20 protein-coding genes and 1 pseudogene are annotated in these 19582 nt (G+C 74.5%); 12 read left to right on the forward strand and 9 right to left on the reverse strand.

Annotated elements, in window-relative coordinates:
- Together AB0E83_RS02430 and AB0E83_RS02435 are read right to left on the reverse strand one after the other, a co-directional pair.
- Positions 1-493 (reverse strand): annotated as a pseudogene (locus AB0E83_RS02430) (hypothetical protein); the annotation flags it as partial.
- A gap of 43 nt (positions 494-536) precedes the next feature.
- Positions 537-1517: an alpha/beta hydrolase gene (locus AB0E83_RS02435; protein ID WP_362104621.1), complete on the reverse strand. Its 981-nt coding sequence runs from the start codon at positions 1515-1517 to the stop codon at positions 537-539.
- Between the two features lie 187 nt (positions 1518-1704).
- Between AB0E83_RS02435 and AB0E83_RS02440 the strand changes: the two genes are divergently transcribed.
- The 4 genes from AB0E83_RS02440 to AB0E83_RS02455 all read left to right on the forward strand — a co-directional run bounded on the left by AB0E83_RS02440 (position 1705) and on the right by AB0E83_RS02455 (position 3594).
- On the forward strand, positions 1705-1920 hold the full coding sequence (locus AB0E83_RS02440) for a hypothetical protein (RefSeq protein WP_362104624.1): 216 nt from the start codon (positions 1705-1707) through the stop codon (positions 1918-1920).
- Between the two features lie 146 nt (positions 1921-2066).
- A complete protein-coding gene (locus AB0E83_RS02445) occupies positions 2067-2726 on the forward strand; it encodes a TetR/AcrR family transcriptional regulator (RefSeq protein ID WP_362104627.1) in 660 nt (219 codons plus the stop codon).
- Between the two features lie 137 nt (positions 2727-2863).
- The gene (locus tag AB0E83_RS02450) at positions 2864-3091 is read left to right on the forward strand and encodes a DUF3107 domain-containing protein (RefSeq protein WP_030747376.1); all 228 of its coding nucleotides are present in this window, start codon (positions 2864-2866) and stop codon (positions 3089-3091) included.
- Positions 3092-3318: 227 nt separating this feature from the next.
- Positions 3319-3594: a hypothetical protein gene (locus tag AB0E83_RS02455; RefSeq protein ID WP_362104630.1), complete on the forward strand. Its 276-nt coding sequence runs from the start codon at positions 3319-3321 to the stop codon at positions 3592-3594.
- 72 nt (positions 3595-3666) lie between these two features.
- On the opposite strand, the gene AB0E83_RS02460 is transcribed toward AB0E83_RS02455, so the two are convergent.
- Positions 3667-4410, reverse strand: a complete 744-nt coding sequence (locus AB0E83_RS02460; protein WP_362104633.1) for a ferritin-like fold-containing protein — start codon at positions 4408-4410, stop codon at positions 3667-3669.
- A 483-nt stretch (positions 4411-4893) separates the two neighbouring features.
- Between AB0E83_RS02460 and AB0E83_RS02465 the strand changes: the two genes are divergently transcribed.
- Together AB0E83_RS02465 and AB0E83_RS02470 are read left to right on the forward strand one after the other, a co-directional pair.
- The gene (locus AB0E83_RS02465; RefSeq protein WP_362104636.1) at positions 4894-7569 is read left to right on the forward strand and encodes a DEAD/DEAH box helicase; all 2676 of its coding nucleotides are present in this window, start codon (positions 4894-4896) and stop codon (positions 7567-7569) included.
- A gap of 136 nt (positions 7570-7705) precedes the next feature.
- Positions 7706-8614 (forward strand): alpha/beta hydrolase, encoded by a 909-nt coding sequence (locus tag AB0E83_RS02470; RefSeq protein WP_362104639.1) that lies wholly within the window; start codon positions 7706-7708, stop codon positions 8612-8614.
- Here AB0E83_RS02470 and AB0E83_RS02475 read toward each other — a convergent pair.
- Entirely contained in the window at positions 8598-9521 is a 924-nt protein-coding gene (locus tag AB0E83_RS02475) for an NYN domain-containing protein (RefSeq protein ID WP_362104643.1), read from the reverse strand. The genes AB0E83_RS02470 and AB0E83_RS02475 overlap by 17 nt on opposite strands.
- A gap of 156 nt (positions 9522-9677) precedes the next feature.
- On the opposite strand from AB0E83_RS02475, the gene AB0E83_RS02480 reads away from it, so the two are divergent.
- Positions 9678-9830, forward strand: a complete 153-nt coding sequence (locus AB0E83_RS02480; RefSeq protein ID WP_362104645.1) for a hypothetical protein — start codon at positions 9678-9680, stop codon at positions 9828-9830.
- A gap of 87 nt (positions 9831-9917) precedes the next feature.
- Here AB0E83_RS02480 and AB0E83_RS02485 read toward each other — a convergent pair whose 3' ends face one another.
- The 4 genes from AB0E83_RS02485 to AB0E83_RS02500 form a co-directional block, all read right to left on the reverse strand.
- Complete coding sequence (locus AB0E83_RS02485; RefSeq protein WP_362104648.1) at positions 9918-10523, reverse strand: MarC family protein; 606 nt, start codon at positions 10521-10523, stop codon at positions 9918-9920.
- Positions 10524-10762: 239 nt separating this feature from the next.
- Positions 10763-11635, reverse strand: coding sequence for a PHP domain-containing protein (locus AB0E83_RS02490; protein WP_362105090.1), 873 nt, complete (start codon positions 11633-11635; stop codon positions 10763-10765).
- A 178-nt stretch (positions 11636-11813) separates the two neighbouring features.
- Complete coding sequence (locus AB0E83_RS02495) at positions 11814-12452, reverse strand: DUF6758 family protein (RefSeq protein ID WP_362104651.1); 639 nt, start codon at positions 12450-12452, stop codon at positions 11814-11816.
- Between the two features lie 108 nt (positions 12453-12560).
- Positions 12561-13202 carry a suppressor of fused domain protein gene (locus AB0E83_RS02500; protein WP_362104654.1) on the reverse strand — a complete coding sequence of 214 codons (642 nt, stop codon included), beginning with the start codon at positions 13200-13202 and terminating at the stop codon, positions 12561-12563.
- Positions 13203-13625: 423 nt separating this feature from the next.
- Here AB0E83_RS02500 and AB0E83_RS02505 point away from each other — a divergent pair, with 423 nt between their 5' ends.
- On the forward strand, positions 13626-14753 hold the full coding sequence (locus AB0E83_RS02505) for a magnesium and cobalt transport protein CorA (RefSeq protein WP_362104656.1): 1128 nt from the start codon (positions 13626-13628) through the stop codon (positions 14751-14753).
- 13 nt (positions 14754-14766) lie between these two features.
- Complete coding sequence (locus AB0E83_RS02510; RefSeq protein WP_362104659.1) at positions 14767-15276, forward strand: hypothetical protein; 510 nt, start codon at positions 14767-14769, stop codon at positions 15274-15276.
- Positions 15277-15303: 27 nt separating this feature from the next.
- Here AB0E83_RS02510 and AB0E83_RS02515 read toward each other — a convergent pair whose 3' ends face one another.
- Positions 15304-15990: a hypothetical protein gene (locus AB0E83_RS02515; protein WP_362105093.1), complete on the reverse strand. Its 687-nt coding sequence runs from the start codon at positions 15988-15990 to the stop codon at positions 15304-15306.
- Between the two features lie 522 nt (positions 15991-16512).
- On the opposite strand from AB0E83_RS02515, the gene AB0E83_RS02520 reads away from it, so the two are divergent.
- The 3 genes from AB0E83_RS02520 to AB0E83_RS02530 are packed head-to-tail and all read left to right on the forward strand — an operon-like array spanning position 16513 to position 19568.
- Entirely contained in the window at positions 16513-17832 is a 1320-nt protein-coding gene (locus tag AB0E83_RS02520; RefSeq protein WP_362104662.1) for a CBS domain-containing protein, read from the forward strand.
- Positions 17825-18391: a DUF1003 domain-containing protein gene (locus AB0E83_RS02525; RefSeq protein WP_362104665.1), complete on the forward strand. Its 567-nt coding sequence runs from the start codon at positions 17825-17827 to the stop codon at positions 18389-18391. The genes AB0E83_RS02520 and AB0E83_RS02525 overlap by 8 nt, the downstream gene beginning before the upstream one ends.
- Positions 18392-18434: 43 nt before the next feature.
- The gene (locus AB0E83_RS02530) at positions 18435-19568 is read left to right on the forward strand and encodes an Mrp/NBP35 family ATP-binding protein (RefSeq protein WP_362104668.1); all 1134 of its coding nucleotides are present in this window, start codon (positions 18435-18437) and stop codon (positions 19566-19568) included.
- Positions 19569-19582 lie beyond the last annotated feature (14 nt).

Genomic DNA, 19582 nt, shown 5'->3' on the forward strand with positions numbered 1-19582 from the left:
CGTGCCGGCGCGGCCCGGGGACGGTGGGAGCGCCGCCGGCGGGCCCGTACCGCTCGGGCGCCGGCCGTCCGCCCTCCTCGTGCGCGGGGTGCCCGCCGCGGACGGGGGTGCCGTGCGCGGGCGTGTGCGGAACCCCGTGCGCGGGCGTGTCGTACGCGCCACCGCCGTACAGGGGGGTGCCGTGCGCGGGAGTCCCCCGCGCGGGCGCCGGGGCCCGGTGCGCCGGGGTGCCGTATCCGGGAGGCCCGTACGCCGGGGTCCCCTGCGCGGGCGTGCCGTGGACCGGGGTGCCGTGCGCCGGGGTCCCGTACCCGTGGAAGGTGCCCTGGCCGCGGGTCGTACCGGGCTCCTCGGGGGCCCGGCGGCGCCGGCCCGTGCCCGCGCCGGTGTCCACGACCGGGGGGCGCCCGGCCTCCGCGACCGGGACGCGTCCGGCGGCGCCCGGTCGCGCGCGCCCGCCGTCCGCCACCGGCGTGCGCCCGGTGTCGCTCACCGAGGGCGCGGGCCCCTTGCGGCTATGTCGTCCCACCCCGGGTTCAGCTCCCGTCGTGCCGCGCGTCGTGGTCCGCGATCAGTTCCCGCGCGGCCGCGGCGACCGTCTCGGGGTACTCCATCATCGCCACGTGCCCGGCGTCGGGCAGGCTCAGCAGCCGCGAGCCGCGGAAGGAGGCGGCGGCCCGGCGGGCCATCCGGTACGAGACGAGCCGGTCGCGGCCGCCGTAGATCAGCAGGGTCGGCGCGAGCACCCGCTCGGCCTGGCGCCACAGGCCGTGCTGGCCGCCGAGCGTGTAGGCGTCGACGATGCCGCGCGAGGAGCGCGCCATGGCGTCCCAGAAGTAGGGGAGCTCCAGCCGCCGCTCCATCTCCTCGACGGCGTGCCGGAAGCCCTCCTCGGTGACCTGGGCGGGGTCCCCGTAACAGAGCGAGAGGACGCCCCGGACGCGCTGCTCGGCGGTCCAGTCCCGGGAGAGGCGGGCGAAGAGCCCGGCGACGCCGGGCACGGCGAGCAGCGCCGTCGGCCAGGCGGAGCGCTGGGCGCGCAGTTCGGGCAGGGCCGGCGAGACCAGGGTCAGGGTGCGGACCAGGTCGGGCCGGACGGCGGCGACCCGGGTGGCGACGGCGCCGCCCATCGAGTTGCCGAAGAGGTGGACGGGGCCGCGGTCGGCGGCGTCGAGCAGCCGGATGACGGCCCGGGCGTGCCCGGTGACCGAGTAGTTGCCGTCGTCGGGCGGCGGGGAGTCGCCGAAGCCGGGCAGGTCGACGGCCTCGCCGTCGACGAGGTCGGCGAGGAGCGGCATCAGGGCGGACCAGTTCTGCGAGGAACCGCCGAGACCGTGCACGTACAGCGCGGGCGGCAGGCCGGGGCGGCCGCCGGGCCGGGAGCGCACGGTGAGGGTGAGACCGGGGAGGGCGACGGAGCGGAGCTCCTCGCCGTCGGCGACCCGGACGGCGCGCGGACGCGGCGCCGCCGGAGCGGCGTCGGCGGTCCGGGTTTCCGGCAGCTCGGTCGAGGACATGGCCGCAATATTACGAGACGATCACGCGGCCTCGGGTGTGGGTGGGGTCACAAGGCCGCGTGGCGCCCGGCCGGAGCCGCGTCCGGACGCGGCACGGGTGCGGGGCGGCGCCGGGGCTCCTAGGCTCGGAGGGAGAGTCATCGGCGCGGGCGGCCGCTCGCGCGCGGGGAGGACGGGAAGGAAACGCATGACTGTCGATCCGTCCGAGCCGGACACGTTCCCGGAGGAAGAGGACACCGTGCTCGACGAGGAAGTCCCGGAGGCCGACGCTGCCGAGCAGCACACCGAACTGCGCCCCGGAGAGGACGAACCGCTGGCCGATATCGACCACGAGACCGCCGACGAGGGGGACGCCTCCGAACAGGCGCGCGTCATCACTCTCGACGAAGACGACTACCGCTGATTTGTTCGGTTTAATCTTGAATCTCCTGTCGACCCCGGTGTCCGGTCCATGAAATTCTGCGTCCGCACCGCGCACAGCCGGGTTACCCAAAAGTACGATGGCCGCGCGGCGCGACAGCGCACTTGGATCGATTCTTGGGAGGCCGCGTGAGCGCCATCGAGCAGACAGAGGCAGCACGCCCTCGCGGTACGCGGCTGCCGCGCCGTGCCCGGCGGAACCAGCTGCTCGGCGCGGCCCAGGAGGTCTTCGTCGCCCAGGGTTACCACTCCGCGGCCATGGACGACATCGCCGAGCGGGCCGGGGTCAGCAAGCCGGTGCTGTACCAGCACTTCCCCGGCAAGCTGGAGCTCTACCTGGCCCTGCTCGACCAGCACTGCGAGTCCCTGCTCCAGGCGGTCCGCACGGCCCTCGCCTCCACCTCGGACAACAAGCTGCGCGTGGCGGCCACCATGGACGCCTACTTCGCCTACGTCGAGGACGAGGGCGGCGCCTTCCGGCTCGTCTTCGAGTCCGACCTCACCAACGAGCCGGCCGTGCGCGAGCGCGTCGACCGGGTGAGCCTCCAGTGCGCCGAGGCGATCTCCGAGGTCATCGCCGAGGACACCGGCCTGTCCAAGGACGAGTCGATGCTGCTCGCGGTGGGCCTCGGCGGCGTCTCCCAGGTCGTCGCCCGCTACTGGCTCTCCAGCGAGTCCCCGATCCCCCGCGACACGGCGGTCTCCCTGCTCACCTCGCTCGCCTGGCGCGGCATCGCCGGCTTCCCGCTGCACCCGGTCGACGGCCAGCTGAGCGCCGAGGGCCACTGACGGCTCTCCTCGTTCCCGGCTTCTGTTCGCTCCTGGCGTGCGGCGGCTGAGCCGTGCGCGTCCCCTCACCGGGCTAATGTGTGCAGCGTACGGCGCGGGTTCATCGCGCATGGCTGACCGTTCGGAGGGACATAGCCGTGGAGGTCAAGATCGGCGTGCAGCACGCACCCCGGGAGATCGTTCTGGAGAGCGGGCAGTCCGCCGAGGACGTGGAGCGCGCCGTCGCCGACGCGCTGTCCGGCAAGGCACCGCTGCTCAGCCTCGAGGACGAGAAGGGCCGCCGGGTCCTCGTCCCGTCGGACAAGATCGCGTACGTGGAGCTCGGCGAGACCGCGGTGCGCCGGGTGGGCTTCGGCACGCTCTGAGCCCCGGATCCCGCGAGGAGGCCCGGAGGGACGCCCGTCCCTCCGGGCCTCCTCGCGTACCGCCGTCCGGGTGCCGTTCCCGGCGTCCCCGGGGCCGCCCGCCGACCGGGCCGGCGGGGTGTACGGGGCACTCCACGGGGGCGGAGGGAGGGTTGCGTTCCGATGGCCCGGGGTAGGAAGGGGCTGACCGCACCACCCGCCCCGCACCCCTCGCGAGGTGATCCACCGTGTTCCTGGAAGCCCTCGGCTCCGCCCTGCTCGGACTCGCCCTGGCCTGGGCGGCCGCGCACCGCCTGTCCGACCGCCTTCCCGCCCGCGGGGCCGTCCTCGTCACCGGTGCGCTCGGCGCCGTCTTCGGCGCGCTCGTCACCCACGGGGCGCTCGGCCCCGGCCACTTCCTCGCCACCCTGGTGGGGGCCGTCGCGGTGGCGGCGGTGCTGCTCTCGCTGCTCGTCCGCCCGGCCGCCCGCCGGCTGCGCCGCTCATCGCCCGCGGTGTACTGACCCGTCGCACGCGCGTCGGCCGCGCGGCCCGGTCTCCCGGGCGGCGCGGCCGACGCGTGGTACCGGCGGGGCTCAGGCGGCCAGGCCCAGCGCCGCCATCCGCTTGGTGTGCGCCTCGGTGATCCGGGAGAACATCCGGCCCACCTCCGCCAGGTCGAAGCCGTCCGCGACCCCGCCGACGAGCATCGTGGAGAGCGCGTCCCGCTCGGCCACCACCCGCTGCGCCTGGGAGAGCGCCTCGCCCATCAGACGGCGGGCCCACAGCGCGAGCCGGCCGCCGACGCGCGGGTCGGCCTCGATGGCGGCGCGGACCTTCTCCACGGCGAAGTTGCCGTGCCCGGTGTCGTCGAGCACCGCGAGCACCAGCGCGCGGGTGTCGGAGTCGAGCCGGGCCGCGACCTCGCGGTAGAAGTCGCTGGCGATCGAGTCGCCCACGTACGCCTTGACCAGGCCCTCCAGCCAGTCCGACGGGGCGGTCTGGCGGTGGAAGTCGTCGAGCGCCTTCGCGAAGGGCTCCATCGCCGCGGTCGGGTCGGCGTCCACGGCGGCCAGCCGGTCCCGCAGCCGCTCGAAGTGGTGGAACTCGGCGGAGGCCATCTTCGCCAGCTCCGCCTTGTCCTCCAGGGACGGCGCGAGCTTGGCGTCCTCGGCGAGCCGCTCGAAGGCCGCCAGCTCGCCGTAGGCGAGGGCGCCGAGGAGGTCGATCACGGCCGCGCGGTACTGCGGCTCCGCGGAGGCCGTGGCCCAGTCCTCGGCGGCGATACCGGTGGGCGCGTCCTCGTCGGCGGCGGGTGTGGCGTTGTCAGGCGTCTCCATGAAGCGCACAATAGCCCGCCCCCGGGGCCCCCGAAGGTCCTGGTCAGTCAGTGTGACCGTGCCCTCATCCCCATTTCGCCCAACACACATGCGCGATTCCGGGGTACAGTGGTAATGCGCCTGCCGAGTATGCGGACATGCTTTCGCACGTACGGACGTATCCGGTGGGCCGACGCATGAATGAGGATGCCCGGTCGGTGGCCCGATCGGCTCCGGCCCGACAACCCTTCCGGCGGCCCGCCGAAGGGTCCCTCAAGCGGTACGACGCTCGAGCGACGGCAGTGGTCCCGTGCCACCCGGCGGTGATCTTCCCCAGGATCCCGCGGGAAGAGCCCGGCACGATGAGACCCCCTTCGTTCGCCTCGCGCCGCGTCTCACAGAAGAGGCAGCACCCTGACTACGTTCCGAGAGCTCGGAATCCTTCCCGAGACCGCCGAGGCGCTGGAAGCCGTCGGCATCGTGAATCCCTTCCCCATCCAGGAGATGACCCTTCCGGTCGCCCTCACCGGCACCGACGTCATCGGCCAGGCCAAGACCGGCACGGGCAAGACCCTCGGCTTCGGCCTGCCGATCCTGGAGCGCGTCACCGTCCCCGCCGACGTCGAGGCCGACCGCGCGAAGCCCGAGCAGCTGACCGAGGCCCCGCAGGCCCTCGTCGTCGTCCCGACCCGCGAGCTGTGCCAGCAGGTCACCAACGACCTGCTGACCGCCGGCAAGGTGCGCAACGTGCGCGTCCTCGCCATCTACGGCGGCCGGGCCTACGAGCCGCAGGTCGAGGCGCTCCAGAAGGGCGTCGACGTGGTCGTCGGCACCCCCGGCCGCCTGCTCGACCTGGCCGGCCAGCGCAAGCTCGACCTGTCGCACGTCAAGACCCTCGTCCTCGACGAGGCCGACGAGATGCTCGACCTGGGCTTCCTGCCCGACGTCGAGAAGATCATCAACATGCTTCCGGCCAAGCGCCAGACCATGCTGTTCTCGGCCACCATGCCGGGCGCGGTCATCGGCCTGGCCCGCCGCTACATGTCGCAGCCCACCCACATCCGCGCGACCTCGCCGGACGACGAGGGCGTGACCCACGCCAACATCACGCAGCACGTCTACCGCGCGCACAACATGGACAAGCCGGAGATGGTCGCGCGCATCCTCCAGGCCCGCGGCCGCGGCCTCGCGATGATCTTCTGCCGGACGAAGCGGACGGCGGCCGACATCGCCGAGCAGCTCCAGCGGCGCGGCTTCGCCTCCGGCGCGGTCCACGGCGACCTCGGCCAGGGCGCCCGCGAGCAGGCGCTGCGCGCCTTCCGCAACGGCAAGGTGGACGTCCTCGTCTGCACCGACGTCGCCGCGCGCGGCATCGACGTCGAGGGCGTCACCCACGTCATCAACTACCAGACGCCCGAGGACGAGAAGACCTACCTGCACCGCACCGGCCGCACCGGCCGCGCGGGCAACACCGGTACGGCGATCACCCTGGTCGACTGGGACGACATCCCGCGCTGGCAGCTGATCAACAAGGCCCTGGAGCTGGACTTCGCCGACCCGGTGGAGACCTACTCCAGCTCGCCGCACCTCTACACCGACCTGGACATCCCCGAGGGCACCAAGGGCATCCTGCCGCGCTCCGAGCGGACCCGCGCGGGTCTCGCGGCGGAGGAGCTGGAGGACCTGGGCGAGCCGGGCGGCCGTCGTGGCCGCGGCGGCCGCGACGCGGCCCCGGCCGCCGAGGAGCGCCCGGCCCGCACCCCGCGCCAGCGCCGCCGCACCCGTGGCGGTTCCACGCTCGCGGACGCCCCGCAGGGCGTCACCGCCCCGGGGACCGAGCGGGCCGACCGCGCCCCGGAGGCCGCCGAGGCCGTCGAGGGTCCGCGCCGGCCGCGCCGCCGTCGCGCCCGCGGCCAGTCCGGCGGCATCCCGGTCGCCGGCGCCGCCCCGGTGACCCCGGCCCCCGCCGGGGAAGCCGTGCGGGCCACGGAGGCCGTGAAGACCGAGGAAGCCGTGAAGGCCGTGGAGTCCGCGCGGCCCGCGCAGGCCCCCGCGCCCGCCGCCGCCCCGGCCGAGGAGACGGCCCCGCGCCGCCGCCGCGTCCGCGGGGGGCGTACGGAGACGGAGAAGGCCGTCGCCGAGACCGTCGAGGCGACCGAGGCCGTGAAGCCGGCCGAGCCGGCCGGGACGGCGAAGCCGGCCGAGGCCCCGGTCGGCCGGGCCGCCGCGCCCGCCGCCCCGGCCGAGGAGACGGCCCCGCGCCGCCGCCGCGCCCGTGGCGGCCGTACGGAGGCCGTCGCCGAGGCGCCCGCCGCCCCGGCCGCTCCGGCTCCGGCCGTCGCCCCGCGCAAGCGCCGGGTCCGGCCGCGCGTCGAGGAGACGGTGACCTTCCAGACCGTGGAGACGGCCGCCGCCGAGCTGGCCGCCGCCCGCAAGCGGTCCGCCGCGGTCCCCGCCCAGTCGGCGGAGGAGCGCCCGGCGGCCGCCCCGGCCGAGGCCGCCCCCGCGAAGACCGCTCCGGCCCAGGCCCCGGCCGCCGTCCCGGCGCAGGCCGTGGCCGCGCCGTCGCGCGGCCGGCGCCGGGCGACGCGTCCGGCCAGCAGCCCGGGCGCGGTCGTCGAGACCGCTCCGGCCGTCGTCGAGGCCCCCGCGGCCCCGGCCGTCGAGGAGCCGGCCGCCCGGCCGCGCCGCCGCGTGGTCCGCAAGGCGTCCAGCCCGGTGACGGCCACCGCCCCCGTCGAGGCCGTCGTGGTGATCCCGGCCCCGGTCGCCGAGGCCCCCGCGGCCCCGGCCGCCGAGGCTCCGGTCGAGGAGGCCCCGAAGGCTCCCCGCAAGCGCGCCGCCAAGAAGACGGCCGCCGCCGAGGCCGCCGTCACCGAGGTCCCCGCCGAGGAGGCCCCGAAGGCCCCGCGCAAGCGGGTCGCCAAGAAGACGGCTCCCGCCGCCGAGACGACGACGGACGCGCCCGCCGAGGAAGCCCCCAAGGCCCCCCGCAAGCGCGCCGCCGCCAAGAAGACGGCCGCCGCCGTGGCGCCGGACGCGTCGGAGCCGCAGAAGGCGACGACGACCCGTCGCCGCACGGTGAAGAAGGCCGTCGCCGAGGCCCCGGCCGAGGAGGCGCCCAAGACTCCGCGCAAGCGGGTCGCCAAGAAGGCCGCCCCCGCGCAGCCGGAGGCGTAGCACCACCCGGTCCACCGGACACGACGGCGGCCCGGCCCCTCCCCAGGGGCCGGGCCGCCGTCGTCGTACCCGGCGCCCGGAGCGCGCGGGCGCACGGCCCGGCGCCCGGAGCCCGCCCTCCGGTTACAGTCCTTGCATGAGCAAGCCCCGCTCCCTGACGCTGCCGCCCCGCACCCGGGCCCACCGCCTGGAGACCGTGCGCGGCGGATTCGCGGTGCTGGACACCGACCCGGTCGGCGAGCGGCGCGGGACCGTCCTGATGCTGCCCGGGTACACCGGCAGCAAGGAGGACTTCCTGGCGCTGCTCGGCCCGCTGAGCGGGGCCGGGTACCGGGTCGTCGCCGTCGACGGGCGCGGGCAGAACGAGTCGCACGGCCCCCGGGGTCGGGCCGCCTACCGCCGCCGGGCGCTCGCGCTCGACGTGGTGGCGCAGGCGGTGGCGCTGCGCGACGGGCCCGTGCACCTGCTCGGGCACTCCTTCGGCGGCCTGGTGGCCCGCTCGGCCGCGGTGCTCGCCCCCCGCGCCTTCCGCTCGCTGACCCTGCTCTCCTCCGGGCCGGGCCGGGTCGCCCGCCCGCAGCGGGTCCGGATCCGGGCGCTGCGGGCCGGGCACGCGCTGCTCGCGAAGGAGCGGGTGTGGCTGGCCACGCGGTGGCTGGACAGCCGCGGCGAGGAACCGGACCCGGCGGCCGACACCGAGGAGCTGCTGGGGTTCCTGCGGCGCCGGTGGATGCTGACGAAGGTCGCCCAGCTGTCCGGCGCGGGGCGGCTGCTGCTGCGCGACCCGGACGGCGCGGCGGAGCTGGCCGGCCTGGCGATGCCCGTGCACCTGGCGTACGGCTCCGACGAGATGGTCTGGCCGCCGGCCGAGCTGGCGGCGGTCGCCGTCCGGACCGGCGCGCACCACACGGTGATCGAGGGCGCGGGCCACTCCCCCAACGTCTCGCACCCGCGCGAGCTGGCCGCGCGGCTCGCAGCCTTCTGGCAGCGGGTGGACACGGCCGTCCGCGAGGAGCCGCCGGCGAGGCTCAGTACTGCGCCCTGAGGTGCTGCCAGAAGCCGTCGCGCAGGGAGCGGCGGAGCGCGCCGTGGCCGCGCAGGGAGCGGCTGAGCCGGGTCTCGGCCTCGACGAGGAGGTCCTGGTCGACGGCGGCGGGGAGGTACGGGTCGCCGGGCAGGAGTTCGGCGAGCCGGTCTCGGCCGCGTTCGGCGAGCCAGGTGGCGGCGATCTGGGCGCCGACGAAGCGGACCTCGTCGCGCGAGGGCGGCGGCTCGGTCTCGTTCTCGTACATCGTGACCGGGCGGCGGGTGACGTACGGCCGGCAGAAGTCGAGGTCGAAGGTGCGCTGGCTGTCGACCTCCCAGAGCAGGGCCTCGGCCTGGTTGGGGCCCTCGGCGGCCTCGATGCCCCACAGGTGGACGCGGGCGCCGTAGCCCTGGGCGGCCTCGACGGCGGAGACCAGGTCCTCGTCGCCGCCGACGAGGGCGGCGTCGCTGATGGCGCGGTGGCGGGCCAGGGACTCCAGGTCGGAGCGGATGAGGGAGTCGACGCCCTTCTGCTGGTTGTTGGCGTTGAGGTTGCCGAGGCGGACCTTGACGTCGGGGAGTTCGGCGATGGCCTGCTGCTCGGCGGTGTGGATGCGGCGGCGGGCGCCGTCGTACCAGTAGACGCGCAGCAGCCGGCTGTCCGCGAAGAGGGTGCGGGCGGTGTCGATGAAGGCCTCGATCAGGCCCTCGGCGTCGAGGTCGAAATTGCGCCGGTCCTCGGTGCCCGCGACCAGCAACCCGGCCGAAGCATGGACGTAACCCGCGTCGACGAAGATGGCGTGGGTGGAAGGGGTCTTGGCCACTTCGGCCAGCATCCGCCGCAGGAGCTCGTTGGTGCGCTCCAGGCGGGCGTCCAGCGCGCGCAGGGCGTCGGTGGCCGGTGGGGGGTTCATGGCGTCGTTCATCGGCCCTCATTGTCCGCCGCCGGCTCCCCTACCCACCAGTATTTAGCCAACCGAAAATTTTCCTTAGCGTAAGGAATGTTTCGGGGGTGACGGCCGTTGAACCCATACGTACACAGTTCTCCGCATGGAGGATCAACTCGGACGAAGGGAGAAGCCATGCGCTTCGAAATCCTGCGCCTCGACGACATCGACGGCACCCCCGTCGACTCCACGGTCGTGGACGCCGCCTCCGTCAACCGGATCGTGCAGCAGGCCGCCTCGATCGGCCAGCGCATCTGGATCCGACCCGCAGAGTCCTCGGCCTCGTAACGGCCGGTCCTCACCACGCACCGCGCCCCCGCGCGGACTCCGCTCGACGGAATCCGCACGGGGGCGCAGTGGTGTCCGGGGCGGGCCTCAGCTCCCGCGGATGACCTGGGTGACGCCGTTGATGATCTGCTGCACGGCGATCGCGGAGAGCATCATGCCGGCCAGCCGGGTCACGAGCACGACGCCGCCGTCCTTGATGACCCGGATGATCAGCAGCGAGTAGCGCATGGTCAGCCAGAGCACGACGTGCATGGCGGCGATGGCGGTCCAGACGGAGATCTGCGCGGCGGCGCTGTCGGCGTGCTGGACGGCGAGGATGACCGAGACGATGGCGCCGGGCCCGGCGAGCAGCGGCATGCCGAGCGGGACGAGGGCGACGTTGACGTCCTTGGTCTGCTTCGGCTCGTCGGTCTTGCCGGTGAGCAGGTCGAGCGCGATGAGCAGCAGCAGGAGACCGCCCGCGATCATCAGGGCGGGGACCGAGACGTGCAGGTAGGCCAGGATCTGCTGGCCGAGGATGCCGAAGACGGTGATGACGCCGAAGGCGACGGCGACGGCCTGCCAGGCCATCCGGCGCTGGACCTTGGCGGCGCGGCCGGAGGTCAGCGCGAGGAAGATCGGCGTGATGCCGGGCGGGTCCATGATCACGAAGAGGGTGAGGAAGAGCGAGCCGAAGACGGCGACGTCGAACACGGTGGGGTGCCTTGCGGGGTGAGGGTCGAACGAGGGGTGGGGCCCGAACCGGAATGAGAGATTCCGGCATGGGGGCAGGAGTGTCCCGCCCCCGCACGGCGGACGTGCGGGGCCGGAGACGGTACGAGGGGGAGGGCGCGGCCCGGACGGCGCGGCGCCCCGCCGTCACGGCGACGGCGGGAAGGGGCGCCCGGGACGGGGCCCGCTCCGGGCGGGCTCCCGGGGCCGGGAGGCCGGGATCAGCCCTGGCCGGCGCGGGTTCCGCCGGCGCCGGGGACGGGGAAGGCCCCGGTGGCGCGGCGGGTGATCTCGCCGTAGATCTCGGGGTCGGTGGTGTACTCGCCGAGCCGGCAGGTCTTGCGGCTGCCGTGGTAGTCGCTGGAGCCGGTGACCAGCAGCCCCAGCTCCTTGGCGAGCCCGCGCAGCCGCGCGCGGGTGGGCTCGTCGTGGTCCATGTGGTCGACCTCGATGCCGTCGAGCCCGGCCTCGGCGAGGGCGGCGATCGCGGACTCGGGCACGACCCGGCCGCGCTTGACGGCGGCCGGGTGGGCGAAGACGGTGACGCCGCCGGCCGCCTTGACCAGGCGGACCGCGTCGGCGGGGTCCAGCTCGTGCTTCTCGACGTGGGCCCGGCCGCCGTCGGCGATCCACTCGGCGGTGAAGGCGCCGGAGACGTCGGGGACGACCCCGAGCTCGACCAGCGCCTCGGCGATGTGCGGGCGGCCCACGGAGCCGTCGCCGGCGATCCGGGCGACCTGCTCCCAGGTGACGGGGACGCCGAGCAGCTGGAGCTTGGCGACCATGGCCCGCGCGCGCGGCACCCGGTCGTCCCGGACCAGCTCGCGCTCGGCGAGCAGGGCCGGCTCCTCGGGGTCGAAGAGGTAGGCGAGCATGTGCAGGCCGATGCCGTCGAGGCGGCAGGAGAGCTCGGCGCCGGGGACGACGGTCAGCCCCTCGGGCGCGGCGGCGAGCGCCTCGGCGTGGCCGCGGGTGGTGTCGTGGTCGGTGAGCGCCACGACGTCGAGCCCGGCCGCGGCGGCGGCGCGCACCAGCTCGGCGGGGGTGTCGGTGCCGTCGGAGGCCGTGGAGTGGGTGTGCAGGTCGATGCGCACGACGCGGTTCTCCCAGGGCTCGGCACGGACAGGTGACACTCCAGCATAACGGGCGATCAGGACCTCGCTGTACGGAGCCGGAGCGGCGGTCGCCCATTACGCCCCGAGCCCCGGAGCCGTACGTCCCGAGCCCGCGGCCGTACGCCCCGGGCCTCGCGGCCGGGGGTCGCGGCGGGCGTCAGCCGAGCAGGCGCGGGGTGAGCGCCCCGCAGGGCAGCAGCTCGACCTCGGCGCCCGCGTCGCGCAGGTCGGTCAGGACGAGCTCGTCGTACATCAGCAGGCCGGACTGCTCGGGCCAGACGATCGCCCAGAGCCAGAGCCCGCGGGCCTCCCCCGCGAAGACGGCCCGGTCGTGGGGGGCGCCGGTGACGTGCCAGAGCGGGGTGGGGCGGCCGGCGGCGAGGACCTTGGCCTGCGGCGGCTTGTCGATGGCCATGCCGGAGCCCGGATCGGGGCCGTCGATGCCGGCGTACCGGGCGCCGAGGCCGACGCCGAGCTCCTCGGCGACCAGCAGCAGCTCGCCCATGCCGCCGAGGGGGCCGGGGCCGGAGCAGGCGACGGCGGTGGCGCGCCCGCCGCTGCGGTCGTCACCGGCGTAGGCGACCCCGGTGAAGAGCCAGCCGACCGGGAGCGGCCAGGGCATCCAGACCGGCACGTGCGAGCGGTGCACGACGACGCCGAGGGCCTCGACGCTGGGCGGGATCACGGGCTGGAGCGGGTACACGGGCCCGTGCACGTCGCACTGCCAGGAGTCGGCGAAGAGGCCGGGCGCCCTGACCCGCCCACCGCACTTCGGACAACTGGGTTCGCCCCTCATAGGGCTCAACGGTCCTACCGCTTCCGCCTCCCGTCAAGAACGCCCGCCCCCGATCACCCGTCCGGCCGGAAGCGTTCACCCGGGCGTCGCGCCGGGGCGCGCCGCCCCTCAGTCCAGGGCCACCGACCCGCGCAGGGGGTCGCGCAGGTCCGTGCCCTTCGCGAGCCAGCGCTCCTCCAGGGCCTGGGCGCCGTGGACCCGCTTCCAGGCGGCCTCGTTCGGGGTCATCGGCAGCAGCGGCAGGAAGCGGACCGGGTCCATCGCGGCGCCCGCCGCCCGGCCACCGCCCCCCGCGGAGTCGCTCCGCGACATCGCCTCGTTCAGGTCCAGGTCCTCCACCAGCCCGCCCGACTCGGCGACCAGGACCGAGCTGAAGGGGGCGCCCGGCCACAGCGGCTCGCCGAGGTCCAGCGAGGCGCCGGGCGCCACGATCACGCCCTCCACCTGAGGGGTCGCGGCGAGCACCGCCAGCGGGCGCAGCACCTTGTCGGTGTCCGCGCGCCCGAGACGGACGGTCAGGACCAGCTCGGCGCGCGGGCCCTTCACGGGGTCGGCGAGCACGGCGGCCGGATCGGCCATCGGGGCGGCCGACATGCCGAGCGTGGCGTAGCGCACGAGGCCGGCGCCGGCGTCGACGAAGCGCAGCACCTCGATCCGGTCGGTGCCGAGGAAGGTCACCGCGGCCCGCGCGTCCGGTTCGCCCAGGGCCGTGCGCAGCCGGGCCTCGACCAGTGCAAGAACTTCTCCCATGCGGCGAGCATAGATCGCGCGTGGAACGGGCAAAGGAAGGGATTGACCCTCGGTCGGCTGATAGTGTTGGCCACTGGTCGGGTTTCCCGACCAGGCGTCACACGTCGTCCCTCACGAGGGACCGGCCGGAGGAGGTGGGACTGCGATGGACCGAAGTCGATCGGGCAGTACCAGCCGCTCTTCCGCCGCACCGCACCCGAGCCCGGTGCGTTCCTCCCTCCGGTGACCCCGGGTCCCTGAACCGCGGACCCCCTTCTCCGGCATCGCGTACGACGGAAGAGCACCCCTCTTTGCCTGTCTGAGTTGCGAACGCCGTCACCGCGATCCGCCGGTGCCGCCCGCTTTGTGGACGACGTCCCTCTCCCGTCCTCATTCCGGGTTGCGCCACGCTCGCCGACGGCCTGTCCGTGAAGGAGCACGCCCATGTCGATGATCCGTGACCTGCGCGCCGCCGTTCGGCCGAGCCTGCGTCAGAGCCTGCGCAAGACCCCGACCACGTACACGAACTACGACCCGACGCGCGACCACTCCGCCTCCAGCGCCATCGTCGACTGCGCGGTCTACCGCGACGGGCGGCGGATCGACGACCGCGCCTGCCTGACCCCGCGCGGCGCCATGGCGCAGGTGCGGGAGTCCGGCGGCTTCGCCTGGATCGGGCTGCACGAGCCGACCGAGGCCGAATTCGCCGGCATCGCCGCCGAGTTCGGGCTCCACCCGCTCGCCGTCGAGGACGCCGTCCACGCCCACCAGCGGCCCAAGCTGGAGCGGTACGACGACACCCTCTTCACCGTCTTCAAGACGATCCACTACGTGGAGCACGCCGAACTCACCGCCACCAGCGAGGTGGTGGAGACCGGCGAGGTGATGTGCTTCACCGGCCCGGACTTCGTCATCACCGTCCGGCACGGCGGACAGGGCTCGCTGCGCAACCTCCGCCACCGCCTCCAGGGCGAGCCGGAACTCCTCGCCAAGGGGCCCTCCGCCGTCCTGCACGCCCTCGCCGACCACGTCGTCGACGGCTACATCGCGGTCGCCGACGCCGTCGAACTCGACATCGACCAGCTGGAGATCGACGTCTTCTCGCCCGCCGCGAAGGGCTCCACGCGGGGCACCGACACCGGCCGGATCTACCAGCTCAAGCGCGAGGTCCTGGAGTTCAAGCGGGCCGTCACCCCGCTGCTGCGCCCGATGCAGCTGCTCTCCGAGCGGCCGATGCGGCTGGTCGACCCGGACATCCAGAAGTACTTCCGGGACGTCGCCGACCACCTCGCCCGCGTCCAGGAGCAGGTCGTCGGCTTCGACGAGCTGCTGAACTCGATCCTCCAGGCCAACCTGGCGCAGGCGACCGTCGCGCAGAACGAGGACATGCGCAAGATCACCTCGTGGGCGGCGATCGTCGCCGTCCCCACGGCGGTCTGCGGCGTGTACGGGATGAACTTCGACCACATGCCGGAGCTGCACTGGAAGTACGGCTACCCGATGGTGCTCACCGGCATCATCGCGATCTGCTTCACCATCCACCGCACCCTCAAGCGCAACGGCTGGCTGTAGATAGGCTGCGGCCATGACCGACACGCCGCTCACCGACGCCCTCGTCGAGGAGGCCACCAAGAAGTCCGGCCTCGTCTGGGTCCGGGGCACCGGGCCCGCCCGGGCGCTCTGGCACGTCTGGCACGACGGTGCCGCCCACGTCGTGGGCGACGGCCCCGGCGAGCAGCCGCTGCCCGGTCTCGCCGACGGCTCCACCGCCGAGGTCACCGTCCGCAGCAAGGACAAGGGCGGCCGGATCGTCTCCTGGACGGCCGCCGTCCGGCAGCTGACGCCGGGCAGCGAGGAGTGGGACGCGGCCGTCGCCGAGCTCAAGGGCAAGCGGCTCAACGCCCCGGACGGCGAGGCGATGCCGGAGCGCTGGGCCCGCGAGTGCCGCGTCCTGCGCCTCGACCCGCGCGCCGCCACCACCGACCTGCCGGACTCCTCGCTCGCCGCCGCCCCGCTGCCGTCCGCCGCGATCACCCGGCGGCCGGTCCCGGCCGCCCTGCCGAAGCTGCTGTTCGGCCGGAAGAAGCGGCGCTAGGCGCCCCGGAGGGCGCCCGGCCGCCGGTCAGGTGCGGGGCAGCTGGCGGCCGTAGTCGAGGGTCTCCTCGCGGCCCGGCTCGGCCAGCGGGAAGTCCTTGTCCCACTCCGAGAGCACCACCAGGCCGGCACCGCCGCCGCGGGCGAACTGGAGGGGGTACGGGGAGCCCTCCAGGGCCACGTCGAGGGTGCCGCCCTCGCCGTCCGCGCCGCCCTTCACCTTGATCGTGCGGATGCCGCCGATCTGGGCCCGGTCGCCCTTGACCGCGTCGCCGTGCAGCCCGATCAGCCCGCGCAGCAGCTGGTCCTTCTCGGTGAAGCCGCGCAGCTGCTTGTACGAGGGGTCGTCCTGCGGGACCTTCACGTACTTGTCGTCCAGCTTGTCGGCGGCCTCGGTGTCGGCCTCGGTGGGCTTCCCGTCGCCCTCCTCCTCGTGGGTCCAGAAGCCCGCGTCGGCCTTGAGGTAGAGGGCGTCGCCGACCCGCAGCAGCTCGAAGGTGCTGTTCTTGGTGGTGACCGAGCCGGTGGCGCCGTTCCGCTTGAGCCGCATGTTCAGCTTGAAGGTGCCGCCCTTGCTGACCAGGGTGCCGGCCAGCCGGACCGCCTTCGCCGTGTCCGCCGCCGAGCGGGCCTCGCGCTCGATCTCCGGTGCCGACAGCTTCCCGATCCCGTTGGTCCCCTCGTCCGGATCGGCCCCGCAGGCCGTCAGTCCCACCGTCAGCCCCGCGCACAGCGCCAGGGGCAGGGCCGCCCGGCGGAAGCGGGCCGCGCGGACGGTACGGGTACGCCCCGACGGTGCGGCCGGGGCCGACGGGATACGCGATGACGGGGTGCGGACGGTCACCTGCGCTGCCTCTCGTTCTTCGGTGGGGGGGGAGCACGGCCCCGGGCCGTGGGCACGGCGGAAGGGGTCACGGGGGGGTCGGCCGGGCGGGCCGGCCGGTGCCGGTGGGGGGCGGCAGACCGCAGCGTACCCGGGCGGGGGCGGCGTCCCCGCAGGCAGCCGGACGGCGGCACTGCCGGAGCGGGGCGGAACGCCACGGGCTAGCCTGAACCATGCGAAGCCCGGCACGGGCCCCGCACGCGCCGCGCGGTCCGGCACGGGCCCGCGCGGAGCACCGCGCGACCCGCCGGGACGTCGCGCGGCCCGCGGGGGCCGGCGGGGCGGCGCACCGACCGCGCGCCCTCCGGGGCGGCGCGGGGACCCGAACCGTGCGGTACCGAGGAGGCGCGAGGCATGGCGGCAGGCGCCCCCAGGATCTTCGTCTCCCACCTCGCCGGCGTGGCCGTCTTCGACCCCGTCGGCGACCAGGTGGGCCGGGTCAGCGACCTGGTGGCGATGTTGCGGGTCGGCCGCCGGCCGCCCCGGCTGCTGGGCATGGTGGTGGAGGTGCTGAGCCGGCGCCGGGTCTTCGTCCCGATGACCCGGATCACCGGCGTCGAGTCCGGCCAGGTCATCACCACCGGCGTGGTCAACATGCGCCGCTTCGAGCAGCGGCCGACCGAGCGGCTCCTCCTCGGCGAGCTCCTCGACCGGCGGGTGACGCTCGTCGAGACCGGCGAGGAGGTCACCGTCCTCGACATCGCCATCCAGCAGCTGCCGGCCCGCCGCGACTGGGAGATCGACAAGGTCTTCGTCCGCCGGGGCAAGGGCGGGGCGCTCGCGCCGCGGTTGACAGGGCGCGTAGCGCTTCCTTGGAAGGGCGGCGGTGGGAGACGGGGCGGCGAGACGCTGACCGTGGAGTGGTCGGCCGTCACCGGCTTCTCGCTGGAGGAGCACGGGCAGGGCGCCGAGAACCTGGTCGCCACCTTCGAGAAGCTCCGCCCCGCCGACCTCGCCAACGTCCTCCACCACCTCTCCCCCAAGCGGCGGGCCGAGGTGGCCGCCGCCCTCGACGACGACCGGCTCGCCGACGTCCTGGAGGAGCTGCCCGAGGACGACCAGGTGGAGATCCTCGGCAAGCTGCAGGAGGAGCGGGCCGCGGACGTCCTGGAGGCGATGGACCCGGACGACGCCGCCGACCTCCTCAACGAGCTGCCGGAGGAGGAGAAGGAACGGTTGCTCACGCTGATGCGGCCGGACGACGCCGCCGACGTGCGCCGGCTGATGTCGTACGAGGAGCGGACGGCGGGCGGCCTGATGACCACGGAGCCGATCGTGCTGCGCCCGGACGCCACCGTGGCCGACGCGCTCGCCCGGGTGCGGCAGCGGGACCTGTCGCCGGCGCTCGCGGCGCAGGTGTACGTCTGCCGGCCGCCGGACGAGACGCCGACCGGGAAGTACCTGGGCACGGTCCACTTCCAGCGGCTGCTGCGCGACCCGCCGTTCACGCTGGTGGGCTCGCTGGTCGACAGCGATCTGCCGCCGCTCGGCCCGGACACCCCGCTGCCCGCCGTGACCAGCTACTTCGCCGCGTACAACCTGGTGGCGGCGCCGGTCGTGGACGAGAGCGGTTCGCTGCTGGGCGCGGTCACGGTCGACGACGTGCTCGACCACCTGCTGCCGGACGACTGGCGGGAGACGGAGTTCCACGAGGAGGGGGTGCCCGGTGGCTGAGCGGTCGCAGGAACGGGAGAGGGAGCGGCCCCCGCTCCCCCGCATCCGGCTCGACCTGCCGCGCGAGCGGCGGGCCAGGCTGCTGCCGGAGTACGACCCGGAGGCGTTCGGCCGGCTCTCGGAGCGGATCGCCCGTTTCCTGGGGACGGGGCGGTTCCTGGTCTGGATGACGCTGACGATCATCGTCTGGGTCACCTGGAACATCTTCGCCCCGGCGGCGCTGAAGTTCGACGAGTACCCGTTCATCTTCCTGACGCTCGCGCTGTCCCTCCAGGCCTCGTACGCGGCCCCGCTGATCCTGCTGGCGCAGAACCGGCAGGACGACCGGGACCGGGTCAACCTGGAGCAGGACCGGAAGCAGAACGAGCGCTCGATCGCCGACACGGAGTACCTGACCAGGGAGATCGCGGCGCTCCGGATGGGCCTGGGCGAGGTCGCCACCCGCGACTGGATCCGCTCGGAGCTCCAGGACCTGGTGAAGGAACTGGAGGAGCGCGACCGGGAGCGCGATCTATTCCCGCGGGACGGCGAGCGGCGGAGTGACGTACCCGACCGTTGACAGCCCTTTCATGGCGACGTGGTCGTCCCCGTACCATCGACCTATGGCTACGGAAGACGCGGTGCTCGAGGCACTGGCGACGGTGAACGACCCCGAGATCAATCGTCCGATCACGGAACTCGGCATGGTCAAGTCGGTGGAGATCGGACCGGACGGCGGGGTCGCGGTGACGGTCTACCTGACGGTCTCCGGCTGCCCGATGCGCGACACCATCACGCAACGCGTCACCGAGGCCGTCTCCCGCGTCGAGGGCGTCACGGGCGTCGACGTCACGCTGGACGTGATGAGCGACGAGCAGCGCAAGGAGCTGGCGGCGGCGCTGCGCGGCACGACCGCCGAGCGCGAGGTGCCGTTCGCGAAGCCGGGCTCGCTGACCCGGGTGTACGCGGTCGCCTCCGGCAAGGGCGGCGTCGGCAAGTCCTCGGTGACGGTGAACCTGGCCGCGGCGATGGCCGCCGACGGCCTGAAGGTCGGTGTCGTCGACGCCGACATCTACGGCCACAGCGTGCCCCGCATGCTGGGCGCGGACGGGCGTCCGACCCAGGTCGAGAACATGATCATGCCGCCGTCGGCGAACGGCGTGAAGGTCATCTCGATCGGCATGTTCACCCCGGGCAACGCGCCGGTGGTGTGGCGCGGCCCGATGCTGCACCGCGCGCTCCAGCAGTTCCTGGCGGACGTGTACTGGGGCGACCTGGACGTCCTGCTGCTCGACCTGCCGCCGGGCACCGGCGACATCGCGATCTCGGTGGCGCAGCTGGTGCCGAACGCGGAGATCCTGGTCGTGACGACGCCTCAGCAGGCGGCGGCCGAGGTCGCCGAGCGGGCCGGTTCGATCGCGGTGCAGACCCACCAGAAGATCGTCGGCGTCGTCGAGAACATGTCGGGCCTGCCGTGCCCGCACTGCGACGAGATGGTCGACGTCTTCGGCACGGGCGGCGGCCAGCTGGTCGCGGACGGCCTGACGAAGACCACCGGCGCCACCGTGCCGGTCCTCGGCCAGATCCCGATCGACGTGCGCCTGCGTGAGGGCGGCGACGAGGGCAAGCCGGTCGTCCTCTCCGACCCCGACTCCCCCGCGGGCGCGGCCCTGCGCGCCATCGCCGGCAAGCTCGGCGGCCGGCAGCGCGGCCTCTCCGGCCTGAGCCTGGGCATCACGCCGAAGAACAAGTTCTAGGCGGTACGGCGAAG

Source organism: Streptomyces sp. NPDC035033 (genome assembly GCF_040636735.1).
GTDB lineage: Bacteria > Actinomycetota > Actinomycetes > Streptomycetales > Streptomycetaceae > Streptomyces.

What these genes read in the sequence shown, in the direction of transcription:
- AB0E83_RS02435 (WP_362104621.1), bottom strand. Translation starts at nt 1,517, where the DNA reads ATGTCCTCGACCGAGCTGCCGGAAACCCGGACCGCCGACGCCGCTCCG.
- AB0E83_RS02440 (WP_362104624.1), top strand. Translation starts at nt 1,705, where the DNA reads ATGACTGTCGATCCGTCCGAGCCGGACACGTTCCCGGAGGAAGAGGAC.
- AB0E83_RS02460 (WP_362104633.1), bottom strand. Translation starts at nt 4,410, where the DNA reads ATGGAGACGCCTGACAACGCCACACCCGCCGCCGACGAGGACGCGCCC.
- AB0E83_RS02465 (WP_362104636.1), top strand. Translation starts at nt 4,894, where the DNA reads ATGACCCTTCCGGTCGCCCTCACCGGCACCGACGTCATCGGCCAGGCC.
- AB0E83_RS02470 (WP_362104639.1), top strand. Translation starts at nt 7,706, where the DNA reads ATGAGCAAGCCCCGCTCCCTGACGCTGCCGCCCCGCACCCGGGCCCAC.
- AB0E83_RS02475 (WP_362104643.1), bottom strand. Translation starts at nt 9,521, where the DNA reads ATGAACGACGCCATGAACCCCCCACCGGCCACCGACGCCCTGCGCGCG.
- AB0E83_RS02480 (WP_362104645.1), top strand. Translation starts at nt 9,678, where the DNA reads ATGCGCTTCGAAATCCTGCGCCTCGACGACATCGACGGCACCCCCGTC.
- AB0E83_RS02495 (WP_362104651.1), bottom strand. Translation starts at nt 12,452, where the DNA reads ATGAGGGGCGAACCCAGTTGTCCGAAGTGCGGTGGGCGGGTCAGGGCG.
- AB0E83_RS02500 (WP_362104654.1), bottom strand. Translation starts at nt 13,202, where the DNA reads ATGGGAGAAGTTCTTGCACTGGTCGAGGCCCGGCTGCGCACGGCCCTG.
- AB0E83_RS02505 (WP_362104656.1), top strand. Translation starts at nt 13,626, where the DNA reads ATGTCGATGATCCGTGACCTGCGCGCCGCCGTTCGGCCGAGCCTGCGT.
- AB0E83_RS02510 (WP_362104659.1), top strand. Translation starts at nt 14,767, where the DNA reads ATGACCGACACGCCGCTCACCGACGCCCTCGTCGAGGAGGCCACCAAG.
- AB0E83_RS02520 (WP_362104662.1), top strand. Translation starts at nt 16,513, where the DNA reads ATGGCGGCAGGCGCCCCCAGGATCTTCGTCTCCCACCTCGCCGGCGTG.
- AB0E83_RS02530 (WP_362104668.1), top strand. Translation starts at nt 18,435, where the DNA reads ATGGCTACGGAAGACGCGGTGCTCGAGGCACTGGCGACGGTGAACGAC.